At 45.5% G+C, this 18,622-nt stretch carries 17 protein-coding genes and 2 pseudogenes; 11 read left to right on the top strand and 8 right to left on the bottom strand.

Annotated elements, in window-relative coordinates; translation table 11 throughout:
- Positions 1-2 precede the first annotated feature (2 nt).
- Together R2Q26_RS05705 and R2Q26_RS05700 are read right to left on the bottom strand one after the other, a co-directional pair.
- Positions 3-950: a hypothetical protein gene (locus R2Q26_RS05705; RefSeq protein ID WP_317535395.1), complete on the bottom strand. Its 948-nt coding sequence runs from the start codon at positions 948-950 to the stop codon at positions 3-5.
- A gap of 14 nt (positions 951-964) precedes the next feature.
- A complete protein-coding gene (locus R2Q26_RS05700) occupies positions 965-1,303 on the bottom strand; it encodes a c-type cytochrome (protein WP_090572081.1) in 339 nt (112 codons plus the stop codon).
- Positions 1,304-1,532: 229 nt separating this feature from the next.
- Here R2Q26_RS05700 and R2Q26_RS05695 point away from each other — a divergent pair.
- Positions 1,533-1,640: pseudogene (locus R2Q26_RS05695) on the top strand (IS5/IS1182 family transposase); the annotation flags it as partial.
- A 199-nt stretch (positions 1,641-1,839) separates the two neighbouring features.
- Here the strand turns inward: R2Q26_RS05695 and R2Q26_RS05690 are convergent.
- Together R2Q26_RS05690 and R2Q26_RS05685 are read right to left on the bottom strand one after the other, a co-directional pair.
- Complete coding sequence (locus tag R2Q26_RS05690) at positions 1,840-2,277, bottom strand: DUF4142 domain-containing protein (RefSeq protein ID WP_317535394.1); 438 nt, start codon at positions 2,275-2,277, stop codon at positions 1,840-1,842.
- 126 nt (positions 2,278-2,403) lie between these two features.
- A pseudogene (locus R2Q26_RS05685) lies at positions 2,404-3,368 on the bottom strand (IS481 family transposase).
- 138 nt (positions 3,369-3,506) lie between these two features.
- On the opposite strand from R2Q26_RS05685, the gene R2Q26_RS05680 reads away from it, so the two are divergent.
- A complete protein-coding gene (locus R2Q26_RS05680; RefSeq protein ID WP_317535393.1) occupies positions 3,507-4,883 on the top strand; it encodes an SLC13 family permease in 1,377 nt (458 codons plus the stop codon).
- A 118-nt stretch (positions 4,884-5,001) separates the two neighbouring features.
- On the opposite strand, the gene R2Q26_RS05675 is transcribed toward R2Q26_RS05680, so the two are convergent.
- On the bottom strand, positions 5,002-6,894 hold the full coding sequence (locus R2Q26_RS05675) for a potassium transporter Kup (protein ID WP_317535392.1): 1,893 nt from the start codon (positions 6,892-6,894) through the stop codon (positions 5,002-5,004).
- 240 nt (positions 6,895-7,134) lie between these two features.
- Between R2Q26_RS05675 and R2Q26_RS05670 the strand changes: the two genes are divergently transcribed.
- Both R2Q26_RS05670 and R2Q26_RS05665 read left to right on the top strand, forming a co-directional pair.
- Positions 7,135-8,409 (top strand): MFS transporter, encoded by a 1,275-nt coding sequence (locus tag R2Q26_RS05670; RefSeq protein WP_317535391.1) that lies wholly within the window; start codon positions 7,135-7,137, stop codon positions 8,407-8,409.
- Between the two features lie 231 nt (positions 8,410-8,640).
- Complete coding sequence (locus R2Q26_RS05665; protein ID WP_317535390.1) at positions 8,641-9,285, top strand: DUF6629 family protein; 645 nt, start codon at positions 8,641-8,643, stop codon at positions 9,283-9,285.
- 122 nt (positions 9,286-9,407) lie between these two features.
- Here R2Q26_RS05665 and R2Q26_RS05660 read toward each other — a convergent pair whose 3' ends face one another.
- Entirely contained in the window at positions 9,408-12,074 is a 2,667-nt protein-coding gene (locus R2Q26_RS05660; protein WP_317535389.1) for a cation-transporting P-type ATPase, read from the bottom strand.
- A gap of 413 nt (positions 12,075-12,487) precedes the next feature.
- Between R2Q26_RS05660 and R2Q26_RS05655 the strand changes: the two genes are divergently transcribed.
- Positions 12,488-13,129, top strand: a complete 642-nt coding sequence (locus R2Q26_RS05655) for a hypothetical protein (protein ID WP_317535388.1) — start codon at positions 12,488-12,490, stop codon at positions 13,127-13,129.
- A gap of 65 nt (positions 13,130-13,194) precedes the next feature.
- Positions 13,195-14,727: a hypothetical protein gene (locus R2Q26_RS05650; RefSeq protein ID WP_317535387.1), complete on the top strand. Its 1,533-nt coding sequence runs from the start codon at positions 13,195-13,197 to the stop codon at positions 14,725-14,727.
- Between the two features lie 15 nt (positions 14,728-14,742).
- Here the strand turns inward: R2Q26_RS05650 and R2Q26_RS05645 are convergent, their stop codons facing one another.
- Positions 14,743-14,958: a hypothetical protein gene (locus R2Q26_RS05645; protein ID WP_317535386.1), complete on the bottom strand. Its 216-nt coding sequence runs from the start codon at positions 14,956-14,958 to the stop codon at positions 14,743-14,745.
- Between the two features lie 136 nt (positions 14,959-15,094).
- A complete protein-coding gene (locus tag R2Q26_RS15480) occupies positions 15,095-15,313 on the bottom strand; it encodes a hypothetical protein (RefSeq protein ID WP_411182322.1) in 219 nt (72 codons plus the stop codon).
- Positions 15,314-15,619: 306 nt separating this feature from the next.
- On the opposite strand from R2Q26_RS15480, the gene smbP (R2Q26_RS05640) reads away from it, so the two are divergent.
- From smbP (R2Q26_RS05640) to R2Q26_RS05620, 5 genes are all read left to right on the top strand, one after another.
- A complete protein-coding gene (smbP, locus tag R2Q26_RS05640; RefSeq protein ID WP_317535385.1) occupies positions 15,620-15,991 on the top strand; it encodes a small metal-binding protein SmbP in 372 nt (123 codons plus the stop codon).
- Between the two features lie 412 nt (positions 15,992-16,403).
- Positions 16,404-16,754: a small metal-binding protein SmbP gene (gene smbP / locus R2Q26_RS05635; protein ID WP_317535384.1), complete on the top strand. Its 351-nt coding sequence runs from the start codon at positions 16,404-16,406 to the stop codon at positions 16,752-16,754.
- A 372-nt stretch (positions 16,755-17,126) separates the two neighbouring features.
- Entirely contained in the window at positions 17,127-17,942 is an 816-nt protein-coding gene (locus R2Q26_RS05630; protein WP_317535383.1) for an integrase core domain-containing protein, read from the top strand.
- The gene (smbP, locus tag R2Q26_RS05625) at positions 17,893-18,243 is read left to right on the top strand and encodes a small metal-binding protein SmbP (protein ID WP_317535382.1); all 351 of its coding nucleotides are present in this window, start codon (positions 17,893-17,895) and stop codon (positions 18,241-18,243) included. The genes R2Q26_RS05630 and smbP (R2Q26_RS05625) overlap by 50 nt, the downstream gene beginning before the upstream one ends.
- Positions 18,244-18,346: 103 nt before the next feature.
- Positions 18,347-18,526: a hypothetical protein gene (locus R2Q26_RS05620; protein ID WP_317535381.1), complete on the top strand. Its 180-nt coding sequence runs from the start codon at positions 18,347-18,349 to the stop codon at positions 18,524-18,526.
- Positions 18,527-18,622 lie beyond the last annotated feature (96 nt).

The following is an 18,622-nucleotide window of genomic DNA, read 5'->3' as shown; positions in this document are numbered from 1 at the left end:
CCCTACACGTCGATTACAAACGAGACAAAATGTTTTTCCGATAATCCATGATGATCCGGATAGCGCTGATCCAATCGATGCACGAATGCGCGACTGGAACAAGGTTCCTGATTTATCCCCATACCTAATGCGGTCGCTACCACCCCATAACCGGTAGCTTCAATCCAATTGCCAAATTGCGGATGTTCAATTGCTGTACCTGTTGCCGTTTTGTGTTGGCCAATGGAAGATTCATCGACCCGAGAGGATACGGGTTCCCAATTTTCTGATACCCTCCAGCCAATCAGTTGACTGGCTTCCTGCGGAAGTACTCCGACACAATGTAAACGAGTTGCGGACTGATCAGCCAACTGATAGGACGAAAATTCAGATAGGGATGCCTCTTTTCCTGCACTATCTCCCAGCGATGGTGCAAGAAAATTTTCGACAATAGAAAAACTGCGCCGGTTTTGAATCAGCATGGATGCCAGCAATCCCCCAGCACTGTATGCCGGTGACGCGGTAGTCCACCTATGACGCAACGGGAGGGCCGCGTTATCGCTGGATACGGAAGTGTGCGAGCCTAATGCCAGCAGGCGCCTTTCAAAATTTCTCACCAGTTCAGTAAATATGGCCGCATTGGCATCATCCATGACGGCAACCCAGCGCATATTCCGTGTTTGCGTCAATAAATCCACTATGTGTAGAGGGTTGGTTAATAGCTGATCCTCTAATTGGAATGCTGGTAATGCGCCTTGATGGTAACTGCTGTAGCTGGTGTAAGCAGTCTCAGCGCCTTTGGCAAATGCTTCGTCTATAGGTGTATTTCCCAGCAATAGTCGGCAATTTCGCGTACTACCGGCAAGCGTTTGGCTGATAGGTACTGCTTCAGCTATTCGGGGTATACCGAAGGCCAATAAGGTTCCTCCAGTAAGCATGCCCTTGATGAGGCTACGTCGGGTTTCATCCATGGAATGTGACCTCCTTAATGCTGAGATTCTTTTTGTGAAATGAAATCCACCAGTTTTGCCAGTGATTCATCGTCAATCTCGGAAGAACGAAAGGCGGGCATGGCCCGGTTACCGTTACGAACGATTGTGCGGATATAGGTTGCGGGAAGTTCACGATTGCGGATTTGCGGTCCGACATCGGCTTCATGACAATAAGCGCAAATTTTGGCATAAATTTCTGCACCATCATTCCACGCAAAACCAGTGCTGGACTTTTCTTCTTGCGCTGACCATGCGCTGTTTATAGCAATGAAGATGATTACAAACATCAAGCAGAATACTACGACTACGCTTCCCAATCTTGTTTCTTTCATACTGATCCTCCGAAGAATTTCAGTGAGATGTTTGATGGGTGGTGCTACGTATTTATTCAGAAGAGTTAATAAAGTTTTTTCTGCTACTCCCACAGAAAGCTAGTAACCTTCTTACCCATGATTTCCTGATTAAACACAACTTTAGCTATCGGTGTGCCGGTACAGGCAATACCGTAACATACATGTAACGGTAATAGGTGGTCCTCTGCGGAACATCATCTAGCGCACATTTGGCAGAATGAAAGATTTTCGACGTATCGCCATCCGCTTCGACCGCAACGTCAAAAACTTCCTTTCGGCCATCTGCATCGCGGCTACCGTCATATGGTGGATTTAAAGAGTCCAAACCATAGTACTTGCTAGCTTATTCATTGCTTACGAATAAAGAACAAGCTAGCAAATATTATTCAGGTTTTTACATTTTACCTAACCACCTAACGATTTCTGGATTATTTGAGCATGCTCAAGATGGCCTGCAACCCATGACCGTATGACTGCCAACAAATGTTTCAATTCTTCATTTTTAGCGCTCGGAATCAGCTTATTGTCGAATAAGCTAAATCGAATGCTGGACCCCGCAAACCCTTGAGCTTCTCAAGATGCTTTTCTTCATTGGTTTTTAAGCTTTCACTGGTCTCAGAGTTTTCTGGTGAAATTTTCTCCTTTTGCACCAAATCATTAATTAACCAATTGGCACCATAATGCTCTCCAACCATCCGATGACCAAATCTCCTGGTTTCGGAGTGATTTGAAGTGGATCTAGCAAGATCGCCTGCACCGATTTCAGCTTTATTGAAGGCCTGAACGATAGCAACGATTTGCTCATCATTGAACATTCCAGCAAAAGCATTAAAAGCAGGAAGAATTAGAGCAATAGCATATATATATATTTCTTCATAAGAACCCTCCATTTTATGTGAAATTAAAAGAGTTTTATGAAAATCCCAGTTTTTTTCTTTCTTGAATTCCTTCAATTTACTCTAAAAATAAAGTGTAATTTTATAAATCAATATGAATCAATGGAATGAACTTCATTGACTTATATTGATTTGTAAACCATTATTTTCTATCTTTATGGCCATTGCAATACGTGCAAATACTTAGGTGTTTAGTCCCACGGTATGCTGGAAAGGATCAACGTTAAATCGTTCTGGCTCTTTTGTCCATATTTTGCAAATGTATTCGTAAGGCGTGAGGCCCTTGAGGGTTTTCAGTCGTCTGGCGAAGTTATATGCCATCAAAAAAGTATGTAGGTGAGCCTTCAACTGGCCATGTGAATCATAGTAATAGCGTTTCACAGTCGCTTCCTTGATTGTTCTATTCATGCGCTCAACCTGTCCGTTCGTCCAGGGATGTTTTGGTTTTGTGAGCCGGTGTTCGATGCCATGTTCATGACAGCACAGATCGAACATATGCGTGATCCACTGCGCTGTCGGCCCGTTGCGGTAGCGAGGCGGATGACAAAACTGGCTGCCGTTGTCGGTCAGGATCGTATGGATCTTGTAAGGAACGACCTTGATCAGGTTGCGCAGAAAGGCCGTCGATATTTCCCTGTCCGATTTGTCGTGCAACTCGGTATAGGCGAACTTACTGGTGCGGTCGATGGCGACGAACAGATAGAGCTTGCCTTCCTCGGTTCGCACTTCAGCGATGTCGATATGAAAGTATCCAATGGGATACTTCTTGAACTTCTTTTTCGCGGGTTTATCGCCATCTACATCCGACAACCGACTGATGCCGTGGTGTTGATAGCAGCGATGCAGGGATGAGCGGGACAGGTGCGGGATCGTGGATTGCAAGGCATACAGGCTGTCATCCAAAAGAGTAGCGTATGCTGGCGGAAAGCCACGCACATGGCTTCCTGCTCCTTCGTCAGAACGGTCGACGCAGGTTCCTTCGGTCCCAGCGGCGCATCGTGAACGAAGTCCCGCTTCTTCCACTTCGCCACCGTCTTCGGATTAATCCCGTGACGCTCCGCCAGAACGTTCAGGCTCTCTTGACTATGTTGTATCGCTCGACGGGTCGCCTCTGTCGTACGGGCGCTTCCATGCAGTATCTGTCCCATAATTCCTCCTTCAGTAGCTGGTTGTATATTACAACATCATACTGCGGGACTAAACACCTGGCATACAAAAAAGTTAAGTAATAGAATTCCAGCTTTTTCCTAGATCTCTATACATCTCATCGTAGTGAATTAATCATTATGCATATATTTCGTAAATGGGCATTAATCACAGGTCCTCTGCTTGCAGCAGGGTTTGCCGCAAGCATGAGTTTCTACGGCTGGGATGTCAAAGCCTGCTGGACAGGTGCAGTGGTAATGTTTTGCGTCATCTGGTGGATTTTTGAACCTATTCCGATACCGGTTACCTCTCTCATTCCGTTAGCAGTTTTTCCACTAGTTGGCGTTTTGTCAAAAGAAGAAATCGCAAAAGCCTACGGAAACGACATGATTTTACTGATGCTCGGTGGATTCATGATTTCTGCCGCAATGGCGCATTCTGGAACACATCACCGCCTTGCCCTGGGGTTAGTAAGGCTAGTTGGGGGAAATAGCAGCCGACGTATCGTATTAGGTTTCATGTGCGCGACTGCTTTGCTGAGCATGTGGATCTCCAATACGTCAACGACATTGATGATGCTGCCACTTGCACTTGCTGTTATCGATCAGAGTAGTGATAAAAAACTCGCTTTGCCTCTTCTGCTATCCATCGCCTATGGCAGTAGCATTGGCGGTTTGGGTTCTCCCATTGGTACCGCTCCAAATCTGATTTTCATGCAGGAGTACCAGAATTTCACTGGAACAGCCGTGAGCTTTACGCAGTGGATGAGTTGGGGAGTGCCCATCGTTCTGTTAATGGCGCCGCTGGCAGGTATGTGGTTGACACGCAACCTGACTTATGTCGGTGAGCTTTCCTTGCCACAGCCTGGTCCATGGCGGCCAGAAGAGCGGCGTATTCTGATTATTTTTGGTTTTACTGTTTTAGCCTGGGTGACTCGTACCGAGCCATTTGGGGGCTGGAGTGCCTGGTTGGGTGTGAAGGGAGCAACAGATGCGACTGTTGCTCTGATTGCTATCATCACCATGTTTCTGATTCCCAATGGACGAGATGGAAAGTTGCTGGATTGGGAGACTGCGGTGAAAGTACCTTGGGGTATTCTCATTCTCTTCGCAGGAGGTATCGCCATTGCCCAAGCATTTGTTGAATCGGGATTATCCAAATCTATAGCTGAACAACTGACAGTACTATCCAATCTGCACCCGTTGGTCATCATTGCTACTATTGCACTGGCAGTAACCTTTCTTACTGAAATTACTAGCAATACAGCAATTGTTGTCTTGTTGATGCCGATTCTTGGTCCAGCAGGACTAGCCGCAGGCATCGATCCAGCGTTATTGATGGTGCCTGCCGCAATGAGTGCGAGTTATGGATTTATGTTACCAGTGGGAACTCCACCCAACGCCATTGCCTTTGGAACTGGCATGATTCCAATTGACCGTATGGTACGTGAAGGCTTGGTACTTAATTTTATAGGGATATTAGTCATTACCTTAGTATGTTATACATTGGTTACGTAGTGAGTTTTTCAGCGTATACGTTTTCTTCCAGAATTACTTTTAGTTAGTCAAATTAAATTTCATTAGTCTGGTGAGTATTGTTGTCGAGAATATACTCTAGAGAGCGAAAGTGGCTGGCTCACAACTCAACTTGTGTTCCCAGTTCAATTACACGGTTAGCTGGAATTTTGAACAGCGTCATAGCGCTGGAGGCGTTGCGAGCCATCGTAATAAAAAGCTTCTCGCGCCACGGTGCCATACCTGGAAAAGGGGTAGAAATGAGGGTTTCCCGGCTGAGAAAGAAGGAAGTCTCAAGCATATTGAATTTCAGTCCTAACAGTTCACATTGTGCCAGAGTTGCTGGAACATCAGGCTCATCCATGTAGCCGAAGTGGAAGAGTGCGCGATAGAAACCGTTCCCCAGTGATTTAATCTCAATGCGCTCATCTGCCGGTATAAATGGTACATCAGCGGTGACTACCGTCAGCAGCACTACTTGCTCATGTAGCACCTTATTGTGCGCGAGGTTATGAAGCAGGGCGTGAGGCACACCCGTGTAACTGGCGGTCAGGAATACTGCTGTACCCGGTACTCTGGTCGGTGGCCCCTTTTCAATGCTGGTAAGAAAAAAGTCGATATCTATTGCATCAGCCTGAAGGCGTTGAATCAGAATGTTGCGTCCTTTCTTCCAGGTAGTTAGAAGAGTAAGGATAACTGTGGCGATGAGCAGCGGGAACCAGCCACCGTGAATTACTTTCGTAAGATTGGCACTGACAAAAGCAAAATCAATTACTAGAAATAAGATAATGATGACGATTGCTGCTGACCAATGCCAGCGCCACAGACCATAAATCACAAAAAAGACCAGCAGTGTGTCAATGGCCATAGTGCCGGTTACAGCGATACCGTAAGCTGCCGCTAGATTACTTGAGGAGCCAAACCCAACTATCAGTGCCACCACACCCAGCATTAGAAACCAGTTTACAAACGGGATGTAAATTTGTCCTATCTCGCGCTCTGAAGTATGTAGCATCTGCATCCGAGGAATATAACCAAGCTGGATAGCCTGCCGAGTGACCGAGAAGGCGCCCGTGATGACTGCCTGCGAAGCGATTACCGTTGCAGCTGTAGCAAGAGCAATCAGAGGATAAAGTGCCCAAGAGGGAGCCATCAGATAGAACGGGCTGCGCCCTGCCGTTGGATCGCTCATCAGCAGCGCCCCTTGCCCAAAATAATTTAACAGTAGCGCTGGCCAGACAAACCCAAACCAGGCGAACTGGATCGGTCTCCGACCAAAATGCCCCATGTCGGCATAGAGCGCTTCAGCACCAGTGATCGCGAGTACCACAGTGCCTAACACCAAAAATCCAAACCATCCATGCTGTAACAGCAGATCAAGACCATAGATTGGGTTTATCGCCTTGAGCACAAAGGGATGCTGAATGATGTTGATTATCCCCAGGAGCGCTAATGCCAGAAACCAAGCTGCCATGACTGGACCAAACAATTTTCCCACTCCAGCAGTGCCGCGTGGTTGAAACAGAAACAGCAGTACCAAAATAACTACTGCAAAAGGAATGATCCAGGATTCCAGTGCTGGAGTGGTAACTGCTATCCCTTCCACAGCGCTAAGCACCGAGATGGCCGGAGTAATCATCCCGTCACCGTAAAAGAGTGCCGCTCCAAACAACCCAAGTGAAGCGAGTAGCCAGCGTAATCGTGAATTTTCTTTCCCCACCCGTTGCGTCAATGCAATCAGTGCCATGATGCCACCTTCACCCTTATTATCAGCGCGCATCATGAAAAGTACATACTTGACAGATACCACAATAGTAAGTGCCCAGAAAACCAGCGAGAGAAAACCAAGTATGTTCTGTGGCTCTGGTGAAAGAGCATGTGTCCCACTGAAAGCCTCTTTCATAGCATAAAGCGGACTGGTGCCAATGTCACCGTACACTACACCGATAGCTCCCACCATGAGTGTAAGCATTCCATTGTTGCCAGAAGTTTGAGGAGAGTGGGATATTGTCATGATAGAAATTGAATCAGTTTTTTGGGTCTCCGGTTTTATTTAACTTCTAACTTTAACCCTTGAAACGATGCTGATTTTGTCTTGTCATAGGGAATGTTATCACGGAAGTGCCGTAAACAGTTTTTATTGGGAAGAAAACACCTCACGAGTATTTAACCGAAAAAATGTAATAATAATTTTTCTAATTAATTGAGGTTGTTTTTATCATACCAAAGGTAACACCTTTCAAAAGTAACATTCATGGAAAATACTCCTCCTCTTGCAAGCCAGGAATCGATTAACAATCCTTATGTTAATCATCTTATTTTTCTCTTTGGCATTGTCTATTTCGCCCAAGGTATTGCTCAATCAGGAGGCCTCATAAGCCTGCCTCTGAACTATTATCTTAAGGAAGTAATGCAGTTGAACGAAGTAGGTGCTACTAATTACCTGACTATTCTAACTATTCCTTGGGCTATTAAGCCCCTATATGGCTTGGTTAGCGATTTTATTTCTCTGTTTGGATATCGTCGTAAGTCTTGGCTTTTAGTTTTGAACATACTTACCTGTATTGGCTATCTTTGGTTAGCTGAAATAGCAGATGGCGATCAATTAATCATGGCGCTTCTGCTAACTGCTATAGGAACAGCCGCCTCAGATGTCATTATTGATGCTTTAATGGTAGAAAATGGCCGGAAATTCAATATGATTGTTCAATTTCAGGCTGTACAGTGGTTCTGGTTTTATGTTGCTCAAATAGTTACCTCAATATTGGGTGGATGGCTAGCGGAAATGGCTGATCCTAATACAGGTTTGCGTACAGCCGCCATAATCACCATGGTCGCTCCAGCAATAATAGCAATTCTTAGCTGGCTAATAGTAAAAGAAGAAAAAACCACAATGGATCTCGTTTCATTAAAAGCCACAGTAACGGGTTTACGTGAAACTTTTCAAAGTCGATTACTCTGGGCCACTATGTTATTTTTAATCTTGTGGAATTTTAGCCCAGGCTTTGGTATTCCAATCTACTACCATATGACCGACACACTCAAATTTTCTCAATCGTTCATCGGCCATCTGGGGGCTATAGGCTCAACGGGTTCAATTCTCGGAGCCTGGCTCTATGGTAAATACATCAGTAATCGCAGTATTGATTTTCAACTTGTTTTTAGCATCATTACAAGCGCCCTGAGCACTTTCTCCTACCTAGGAGCGATTACGCCGACCCCTTATAGTGGTGAACTGTTTATTGCATTGTCCTTCTTCTTTGGCATAACCAGCATGATCGCCCTTCTAGCTATTCTTACGCTTGCCGGCAAAGCCTGCCCTGAAAGGGCAGAAGGTTTTACTTTTGCAGTATTGATGTCGGTAATAAATGGCTTTGCTCAGTTGTCCGCTGTGATGGGCTCTTGGATGTTGGTTAACTGGTTTGAGGGATATTTGCCTCCACTCATTATTCTTTCTGGTGCGGCTACTTTATTTTGTTTATTCCTTCTTCCTAATCTGAAGGTTAAAAGGGTTGAGGTAAGTCAGTGAGCATAGAGGCTGTATCACTCGAATCATTTTTGTCTCATGGCCTAAACATTAAGTTAGTTGCAAAAACAGGGGCTGCATGAGCATATTTCATCTGCCTTTCCTTTCCTTTCTTTTGCTTGCCTGATTTAAGGCATTTCCAGCTATTGCGCAGCCATATACAATAACAATACGTCTCTTCCGAGTATTTCGGTAATCTATCTACCTATTAATTTTTAGGATAGTCATTACACGATGTGTTTTTCAGCAGAAGCCAGCTTTATCGTCAGCGGCGCGCTTTCGATTGTCAGTGTGAACGCAATCAGAAAGGTTAAGAATAGCAAAGATATCTTCATCGCATTCATTCCACTGATATTTGCGCTTCAGCAGTTTACAGAAGGATTGCTATGGGTTGCGCTGGAAAATGGGGAGATGCCAGGGGCACAATTTTGGTTGGCCAATTTATACGGGATTTTTATTGGTGTGATATGGCCTTTTTATGCGCCGCTCGCCCTTTATCAAGGGGAGACAGAGAGCCGCACCGGAAAAGTAATGATTTCCATGATAGGAGTGGGCTTCGGGCTGGCAGCCTATACCATCATTGGCCTGATCAGCGAACCAATCGTAGCTTATATTGTTAATGACAATATCCGTTATGGGCATGAGGTGGAAGGCCAGCAATTTGTGCGGGCTATGTATCTGTTTGCCACCTGCGTGCCTTTCATCCTGGCAAGCGATCGGTTCTTGAACATCACCGGTATCCTGATCACGCTGGGTTTCCTGGTAGCTTTTTATGCCTATAGGGAGACGTTTGCTTCGGTATGGTGCTTCTTTGCAGCCGCAGCGAGTGCATTGATTTATGTTTATGTGATCAATCAGAATAAAAAAAGAGAGAAATGAGCTTATTCCATTTCCAAATCAAACCTGATTTTGTCGGCTCTTCTTGCCGTATTATTTATACTGTCTGCGACTCGCCTTCGCGTCAGGTTTGATTTGGAAATGGAATAAGAGCTTGGGCGGATTTAACGGTTCTGTTTGTTAAAATAGCGCAGCAAGGCCTTGCGCAGCTCTTCCAGCATCAACATGGCCAAACCAAAGGGAATGGCATATAACCAGACATCGATACTGATGGGTGCAGTACCGAACAGATTGTTACCCCATGGCGTATAAACGATCAGCAGGATCAAGCTAATCTCCACTGCTACACCCAGCAGTAGTAAGCGGTTACCAAACCACGCAAAGCGAAAGGCAGATTCCGTCGGATGACGACAGATGAAGACATTCATGACCTGCATAACGATGATAGTTGATAAACAGGCAGTGGTAGCCTGCAAGTAGAGCGGATGATCGGCAGACAGTACTTGTCCATATTGCCAACCGCCATTATTCAGAACATAAAAGAACATCGCCATGGCAGCTATCGCTTCCATCACACCCAGAAAAAGATAAGCGCGCCCCAATAAGGGCCAGTGGAGTAATCGTTCATTGCGTGCCCGCGGCGGTTTTTGCATGACGTCACTGCACGGTGCCTCCGCACCCAGCGCCAGCGCTGGAAGAATGTCGGTCCCCAGATCCACTGCAAGAATTTGCACGATGGGTAGCGGCAGCGGAATCTTGAATAGCGCAAATGCAAGATAGGGAACGAGCTCGGGAGTAATGTGGGTAAGAATATATGTCATGAATTTACGGATATTTTCGAAAACCGTCCGCCCCTCCTCGATAGCCGACACGATATGGGCAAAATTATCATCGAGCAAAATGATATCGGCAGATTCCTTGGCGACATCTGTTCCAGAAATGCCCATGCTGATGCCAATGTCCGCGGCTTTCAGCGCAGGAGCATCGTTGACGCCGTCACCAGTGACTGCCACGATTTCCCCTTTTTTCTTCAGTGCCTGCACGATGCGCATTTTCTGATCAGCCCCCACACGGGCAAAGATGATTTCCTCGGCATCCAATGCCAGTTGCAGTTGAATTTGCGACAGGTGGCGTAATTCATCACCCTCGATGATCAGCGGGTTCTGTGCCAGGCCGATTTCCCTAGCGATCGCCCGGGCGGTATGGGGATGATCACCCGTAACCATGATCACTTTGATGCCTGCCGAGCGGCATTGAGCAATAGCCGCGGGAACTTCTACCCGAGGCGGATCTTCTATTCCCACCAAACCACATAAGGTGAGCTTTTCTTCCAGATGCTCAAGCTCGGTCTTCGGAGGGCAGCAGCGAAAAGCCAGTGCAAGCACGCGCAGCCCTTGTTCTGCCATATATTCTTGCGCATCAAGCAACTGCTGGCGCTGGGCTTCATCCAGAGGTTGGGTTGTACCCTCCAGATAAATGTCGTGGCAGAGTGGCAATACTGTTTCCAGCGCACCTTTGCAATACAGCTTGTCATCCTCGGCTGTTCGGTATACCAGTGAGAGGCGCTTACGGTCGGTATCGAAAGGAATCTCGGCTATCTGTGTGTGATCAGGGTATGCCGTCATAGCCGTCTGTGCCAGCTCAAACAATGCAATTTCCATCGGATCACCCAGTAAAGTTTGTTTGCCTTCGATCTCTCCTTGCTTGAGGTTATGGCAATATCTGGCAACAGCTAATAACGGGTGATTTCGCAATCGGTCAACTTCTACGGGGAGGCAGAATTCCCCCGACAGAAACAATTGCTTCACCGTCATACGGTTTTGCGTCAGTGTGCCGGTTTTGTCCGTGCAAATAACCGTGGTGGAACCCAGTGTTTCCACTGCGGGAAGATGGCGCACCAATGCATTTTTCTTTGCCATGCGCTGAGTAGCCATTGCTAATGCAAGCGTCACCGTCGGCAGCAATCCTTCTGGCACATTGGCAACGATAATGCCAATAGCAAAAATTAGGTTAGTCCAGAAAGGCAGCCCCAGCCACAAACCAAGCAAGAAAAACACGGCACCAAAGCATACTGAGAGCATGGCAATGAGGTGGCTTAATCGTTTGATTTCAAGCTGTAGCGGCGACAGGGTTGTCCCAGCTATTTGAGTCAGGTGTGCAATTTTGCCAAATTCGCTGTGCATTCCTGTTGCGTAGACCAGTGCCTTGGCTTCCCCAGAAACCATGATGGTACCAGCAAGCAATACATTGTGGCTGTTCTGTGCTTCATCTTCACTAGAGCGACCGGTGCTGCATGCTTTAGAGAGAGATTCCCCCGTAATCGTGGCATTATTGACGCGTACGCCAAAGGCTTCGAGCAAACGGCAATCAGCCGGTACGATATCACCATCGGTTAGGTGAATGACATCTCCCGGCACTAACCCCTCGGCTGGAATTTGTCTGATGGTGCCATCACGCATGGCTTTAACCTGATGGGGCAGTAGATTGCGCAATGCTGCGACTGCTGCCTGGGCACGATATTCTTGCCAAAAGGAAAACAGACCGTTGATGATAATGACTCCGATAATGGCGTAGCCCAGCATTGCCATGCCCTGGCCTGGCTCATTCCACTCAGCAATGAAAGCCAGTATGGCAGCCAGCCATAAGATTAATGCAAAGAAATGAGTGAATTCCTGAATAAAGCTGGGTAACAGGCGCTTTTCTTCGACTTCTTCCACGCGATTCGCACCATATTCCAGCAGTCGCCGGTGGGCCTCTTGTTCTGACAAGCCATTGGGATTACTGCGTAAACTAGTATAGGCCTGCTCTTCAGTTAACTGATGGATTTTCATAATATTCGATACCCATCCTCTTAACGTGGTGTTGGCAATACTCTGCCATGTTGTTACCAAAACGTCCAGCGCTGAAAATTAGATATGAGAAAAAATGTTTTCTGCTGAGCAGTTTTTGGAAATAGCTAGAAAGTAATTATGGAAGCCCTAGCAGGCTGTAGAAAAACGTATTCGAGGCAGTCGATGATAGGCAAAAGCAGGCGAAAAAAGCGGAGTTTATACCTGATAAATGAGCATTTTCAGCCTGTTTTTAGCACCGCAGCGGCAATGTAGATAGTTTTTCAACAGCCTGTTAATGCAAATTTATCTTTGTGATGTCCTTTTCCTTCAGGTATTTTCACTCAAAGCCAGTGATGATATGCAACTTCCGCTAGAGATATTGATTCAATAAATATCCAAGGTGGAGGGTTGGTATGGTGAAAAAAAATATTAAAGGAGTTTTTGGGATACTTTGCTTGATCTCTACGCTGTCCTTTGCTGTCACACCCGATTTCGGCTCTGATGGTCTCAAAGATCTGAACACCGAACAAAAACAACGACTAATTAATGGCGAGATTGTTTTTACTGTTACTGATTTAGCCAGGCAAGAACACTCTGGATTGATCCAGGCCGCTGTTATCTTTAATCAACTCCCTGAAAAGACGTGGAACCTGCTAAATCGCATTGAAGACCAAGTTAAATATCTCGAAGAGCTCGAAGAGATCAAGGTCATCGCCAAGAGTCCTCAGCAAGAAACGGTTGAGTTCAAAGCTAGATATGCTTTTTTGACCTTTAATTACCGCGTGAACCTTACCTTTGATAAGGAGGGTCTTAGTTTATTTTGGAGGCTCGATCCAAAGTTCAATAACGACCTTCTGGAACTGCGTGGCTTCTGGCGCTTCTATCCGTTTGGCCAAGGTAAAACACTGGGACGCTACGGCTGCATAATATCAGTGAAGGGTATCCCGACCTTTATTGAAGATATATTCAAGAAAGACCTGATAGCCCGCTCGTTGGCCAGCATGAAAAAGTATGTCGATTCAGGGGGTATGGAAGGTAAAGTTGACCCCTTTTAGTGCAGCAATATTTCATAGGCACTGATAGCAAGTGACGTTCAATAGCCCACGAGGAGGGAAGTATTATGGATAATTCCAACAATTCAGGCCGCATTATGTTGAGTTGGGTAAAAATAATTCTTATCGCCAGCTTTCTATTCCTGACCGGTTGCATGGCGGTAAGAACTAAACCGACTGCACCGATAGATCTTGCCGAGACGACTTGCCGAGCTTTATATCAAGAAATTGACACTGTGATTGACAATGCGGGTGTACGCGATTACGGTTCATCGCCGGTTGAGGGTTTTTCATACCTCCGCACGACACGTCTATTGGCCTCGTTCAGTCATGAATTAAACGATGAATCACTTCAGTGGTCAGCATGGATCGGTCATATGGCTAATCTTGACGCCCAGGCGCGTGCATCAGAGTTGCGCAATCTTCCTTCCTCAGTGACGGAGGAGCGAAAAGAAGCTTTGCTTCAAGAACTCAATAGTTGTCGGGATCGATTAATAAAGACCGATCTCACGAAGCCAAAACAGCGCGCTCGGCTGCGCGAGAGGGTTCATGTTCCAGATGATTATGTCACCTGGTGGCAGGTGGTCGGTCTTTATCCGCTGACAGCACCTATTGTTGGAGTCGGAATATCTAGATGGCATCGCAAAACACATGATGTCTTCGCTACGCCGCTGGCATTGCTGCCTGTTGAAGGTAAGTTGGTTCGTTGGGCACCGCTATCCCTCGCCATACCTAATGCGACGGATGCCTGGTTATCTGATAAATCTCCCAATACTCACCAGATCAGCGAAATTCTGCATCGTTCGCTTGATCCGCTTGGGATCCCGTTGCCAACCGCTGATGAACTTAACCAGCTTTTCGATACGTTTGCTCCGATATGGGAAGTGGATGTAGTGGATGAAAATGATCGCATTGGCATGATGCGCTGGCAAAATGGACCAATAGTAGATACAGCACGCCCGATACTCTATCGCAGGGTTTCCCACACCCGTTTCGGCAACCAGGTGCTGCTCCAGCTTAATTACATCGTCTGGTTTCGAGCGCGTCCAGGGAATGACATTTATGCCGGCCTACTTGACGGCATCAACTGGCGCGTCACTTTAGGATCTGATGGCAAGCCGTTGCTTTACGATGCTATCCATAACTGCGGTTGCTACCACAAATTTTTCCTGAGTGATCAGCTGCGTTTGCGTAAAGATTTGCCCTTCTTCTATTTTGAGTCGCCACTACTGCCGCAGCCGGCACCTGAACAACTGCCGCTGGTGCTGCGTATCGCTCACCAGACCCATTTTATCCAAAGGGTTTACCATGATAGCGTATTTAATGGTCAATCATCTGCGGGACCGGCAAGCCAATCAATGATGTGGGAGGATTATGATGTATTGCGTTCTCTGCCTTCCGATGAAGGATATCATAGCTTGTTCAGTACCTATGGACTGATTGCCGGAACGGAACGATTTGAACGTTTTATTCTATGGCCAATGGGTGTTCGCTCGCCTGGTGGAATGCGTCAATGGGGACGTCATGCCACTGCTTTTAACGGACGTCGGCATTTTGACGATGCTTTTCTCATCGAATCGCTATTTGAGAAGGTACCATAGAGTGTAAAGAGATATTTAACCCAGATTTGCTATTAAACCTAAAAACCGCAGTTGGACGGGGTGGAGCGTGTGGTGATCCAGGTGCGAGGCAAGGCGCGATGAGGCCGCAGGGCCGTCCCCTGCAACGAAGAGCAACGCCGCATTCGTGCCTGGAGCGACACATGATGCTCCTCGTAGCGGCCTCACCATTCTGGTGAATGAGAAAATTTCGGGAATGCCTCTATATGTCATGGACTTAACTCTCCAATCAAGCGGTCAACTGCGGTTTTTAGGTTAAATAATTTCCCTAGCGGAAAATCTGGGTGTGCCTGAAGCGGGATCTAGGTTAAATTTTCGGGAAACTAAGCAGAGGTGTTGAATTTGTTTTTTATGAACCTCGTACTTCTGAATAGAAATCGTGGGGGAGGGGGCGTTCTGCGATTGATAGCCCATGATATAGGCAAAATAATAATCCAACAGGAAACCGCCCCCATGACAACAAGGGCATGATTGAATATTGCACAATAAAGCCGACTGACATTGCTTCCGGCATGTGTGCGATCCTGCGAAAGCCATCAAAGGTCAAAGTCAATCTTATGCCCAGCATGACAATAGAATTGTTATTAAAAATTGATCATGCCGTCAGCATACAGATTTTTTTCTCAAATCTCAGGAGATAAACAACAAAGAAGCCTGTAAAGATGGCGTTCTGCATTTTGTCAGACGATACGATTGCTTCCAGCAGATTACCAAACTACCTAAGCAATATTGTTTTCTTGCAATTTATGCTGTAAGAGAAATATTACGTGCTATTAAGTCTGAGGAGAAATGTATGCAATTGCATTATTGCTCCCCTTATTTGTTATCACTTAGCATTCATGACTGATCTTTAATCAAATAAGGAATAATTGTCATGAAAGTAATATCAACTACTATAATATCAACTACTATTACTATTACTATTGCAATTGGAATATTTCCTTTTTTCCTAAATACTCAAGTTTATGCAGAAGATACTGATCATAGAGCAGAAGCCATACAACATGCTGAGGAAGCAGTGAGACAAGGAAAAATGGGGCATGCTGAAGAATTGCTTATTCATGCCAAGGAAAGTATGGAGCATGCTCAAGCGGTAAGCAATTCTGGCGCTGATAGTCATATGAAACAAGCTATTAAGCATTTAGAAGGAGCCATCAGGCATGCTGAGATGCATCGTGCCGGTGCAGCAACCAATCATACTGAAACTGCAATGAGTCTTATGCAAGAATCTGAATCTACTCATTGAGTGTAACAAAAAGTACACGCATCCCGCCGTCTGGGAGATAAACGAGATGAGAGCAAGTATTCTTTCGCAATCATCTATAGAATAAAAAATTAGGGTATTTCCTTAATTAGTTCGCTATCAAGAGCATTAACCAAATAATTATCTCGCGTAGCATAATAACTAACGGTTAATTTCGTTGGTAAGCATGACCGATAATCTAGCCTGATTATTATCAGATTTTTTATAAATTACTTGGCCGTATGAACAATACTGTTTTCTTAAAATATATGTTATAAAGAAAATACGTGCTATTAAGTCTGAGAGAAATACCCAGCAGACTGACTCTTTTCCTGAAGTTGTGGAGTTGGATGGCACGATCGTTGCGAGAGTGTTTTGACATGATTAATCTTTAACCAAATAAGGAGTAATTGTCATGAAAGCGATATCAACTATTTTTGCAATTGCAATGTTGGCATTTTTCTTGAGCACCCCAACCTATGCAACGGATACAAAAGAGAAGATGGAAGCAACAAAGCATGCTGAGGAAGCCATAAAGCATGGAAAAATGGGGCATGCCAAAGATCTGTCCGAGCATGCGAAGGTAAGCTTGGAACATGCCAAAGCATCAAAGCAATTGGGTGCTGATGCTCATATGGATATGGCTATTGAGCATTTAGAACAAGCCATCAAACACGCTGACATGGGTCATGCTGATGTAGGAACCAAACATGCCGAAGAAGCTTTGAGTCATATGCATGAATCTGGTGTCAGAGAAATGCATTAATCGTTACAGAAAGCATTCACCCCCAGCCATGCTGGGGGTTGATGATGACCATTCTTTTCCCAACCATCCTTTGAACAAAAAATAATTCCTTAACTACCGTGTGAGGGGCATTAATAAATCACTTATCTCGGTATCTCGCTTTAATACAAGCAGCAAGGCTGGATTCTTTGTAGGCGTAACTATTGATTTAGACAGAATGTTGTTGGCTTTTCTCTAAAATGTTTAGGCGTCATTAATCTTAAGCAAAACAAGGAGTAATTGTCATGAAAGTGATATCAACTACGATTGCGATTGGAATGGTGGTGATTGTCTTAAATACCCAAGTTGTAAGAATTTCTAGCGTTGTTTACAGTATTCTGGAGAATACTGTAAATGAACATGCACAAACATATAAGACTTACGCCACTTGACCGTCAGGAGCTGTGGCAGCTTTACCAGACTCGCTGCTGGAAAGTGTCTCAACTTGCCGAACGCTTTCGCGTCTCAAGACCCACGATTTACGCCGTTCTCAAGCGGGCAAGGCTCAAGGAGTTTTTTCCTCGCGACAGTACCAATCAACGTTTTAAAACAATCCAATACGGCCTCAAACGCTTAGCCAAAGTCGAGCAGTCCATCCAGGAGCGCTTGAAACGCGAAGCAAAGCGTTATAACAAGTCTTATCCCGGCGAACTCGTGCATTTCGATACTAAGGCCTGTCTTTGCTCAAAGGCCAATCACCTACCCAACCCAGGGAATACCTGTTTGTCGCGGTTGATGACTTCTCCCGAGAACTCTTATGCAGCCATCTTGCCCGATAAAACCCAGAATAGCGCAGCCTGGTTCCTCACCGAAACCGTCATCGCCCAATGCCCTTACCAGATCGATTACGTTTATTCTGATAATGGCAAAGAATATAAAGGCACTGACAGTCATGCTTTTGTTAAAACCTGCAAAATGCACGGCATCGGCCAGAAATTCACTCAAATCAATCGATCTCAAACCAACGGTAAAGCCGAACGTGTTATCCGCACCCTCATGCAGATGTGGCATAGCCACACCAACTTTAAAGACTGCACCGACCGGCAAATTCAACTCGGCCGCTTTATTAATTTTTATAACACTGTCAAACCACACAAGAGTTTGAATAACTCAACTCCTTATGAAATACTCCAACAGTATTTCAATCAACCTCTCTGTAAACAACCCTGAGATTTCTTACACCCAAGTCTATGCATCTGCTGTCAGCCATGCGTCAGAAGCGATGGAACATGCTGGAAAAGCGCAGGCGCATGGTGAATCAGGTCATTCTAAAGAAGCACTTCAGCATGCAAAAGAAAGTCTGGAACATGCTAAATTGGCAAGAAATGAGCATGCTGAAGCCCAAAAGCATATGGACGAGGCTATTAAATTCCTCGAAGAAGCTATCAAATATGCTGGAGTGAATGAGCCCGATATTGCAGCCAGAAATACTGAAGAAGCTATCAAACATATACGGGATTCTTGTCGTTAATCGTCGCAAAAAGGATGTGCTCCCAGCATGGGCGAGAGGATAAAGTATAGCTATCTCTTTTAAAACCATTCAACTTGGATTTCTCAGTTGGGCGGAATAGAGTATGTGTTTTTTGCGGGTGCAGGGCCAGGCGCAACGACGCGAAATGGCCGTTCCATTCCAAGGAGTTGCAAGGCAGCCATGTGCTTGCAAAATTGCGCAATCTGTACCAGAGCGAGAACACTCAGAAGGTGAGAAGGAAATTACAGGACAGATCAACATCATCACTATTATTATTGATTAGAGATGTGACCAATAATCCAGCTAGAGCATTCTGCATTTAAGTACGTCCATACCCTGAATTCAGGAAGTAATTTCTGCATTCATATGCTGAGAAGAG

Source organism: Nitrosomonas sp. Is37 (assembly GCF_033063275.1).
Classification (GTDB): Bacteria; Pseudomonadota; Gammaproteobacteria; order Burkholderiales; family Nitrosomonadaceae; genus Nitrosomonas.
Note: the sequence above shows the minus strand (reverse complement) of the source record. Positions and strands in the feature narration are given on the sequence as shown.

Bases quoted from the DNA above. Each gene is read 5' to 3' on its own strand.
- R2Q26_RS05705 (WP_317535395.1), bottom strand. From the start codon at position 950: ATGGATGAAACCCGACGTAGCCTCATCAAGGGCATGCTTACTGGAGGA.
- R2Q26_RS05700 (WP_090572081.1), bottom strand. From the start codon at position 1,303: ATGAAAGAAACAAGATTGGGAAGCGTAGTCGTAGTATTCTGCTTGATG.
- R2Q26_RS05680 (WP_317535393.1), top strand. From the start codon at position 3,507: ATGCATATATTTCGTAAATGGGCATTAATCACAGGTCCTCTGCTTGCA.
- R2Q26_RS05675 (WP_317535392.1), bottom strand. From the start codon at position 6,894: ATGACAATATCCCACTCTCCTCAAACTTCTGGCAACAATGGAATGCTT.
- R2Q26_RS05670 (WP_317535391.1), top strand. From the start codon at position 7,135: ATGGAAAATACTCCTCCTCTTGCAAGCCAGGAATCGATTAACAATCCT.
- R2Q26_RS05665 (WP_317535390.1), top strand. From the start codon at position 8,641: ATGTGTTTTTCAGCAGAAGCCAGCTTTATCGTCAGCGGCGCGCTTTCG.
- R2Q26_RS05660 (WP_317535389.1), bottom strand. From the start codon at position 12,074: ATGAAAATCCATCAGTTAACTGAAGAGCAGGCCTATACTAGTTTACGC.
- R2Q26_RS05655 (WP_317535388.1), top strand. From the start codon at position 12,488: ATGGTGAAAAAAAATATTAAAGGAGTTTTTGGGATACTTTGCTTGATC.
- R2Q26_RS05650 (WP_317535387.1), top strand. From the start codon at position 13,195: ATGGATAATTCCAACAATTCAGGCCGCATTATGTTGAGTTGGGTAAAA.
- R2Q26_RS05645 (WP_317535386.1), bottom strand. From the start codon at position 14,958: ATGACATATAGAGGCATTCCCGAAATTTTCTCATTCACCAGAATGGTG.
- R2Q26_RS15480 (WP_411182322.1), bottom strand. From the start codon at position 15,313: ATGCTGGGCATAAGATTGACTTTGACCTTTGATGGCTTTCGCAGGATC.
- smbP (WP_317535385.1), top strand. From the start codon at position 15,620: ATGAAAGTAATATCAACTACTATAATATCAACTACTATTACTATTACT.
- smbP (WP_317535384.1), top strand. From the start codon at position 16,404: ATGAAAGCGATATCAACTATTTTTGCAATTGCAATGTTGGCATTTTTC.
- R2Q26_RS05630 (WP_317535383.1), top strand. From the start codon at position 17,127: ATGAACATGCACAAACATATAAGACTTACGCCACTTGACCGTCAGGAG.
- smbP (WP_317535382.1), top strand. From the start codon at position 17,893: ATGAAATACTCCAACAGTATTTCAATCAACCTCTCTGTAAACAACCCT.
- R2Q26_RS05620 (WP_317535381.1), top strand. From the start codon at position 18,347: ATGTGTTTTTTGCGGGTGCAGGGCCAGGCGCAACGACGCGAAATGGCC.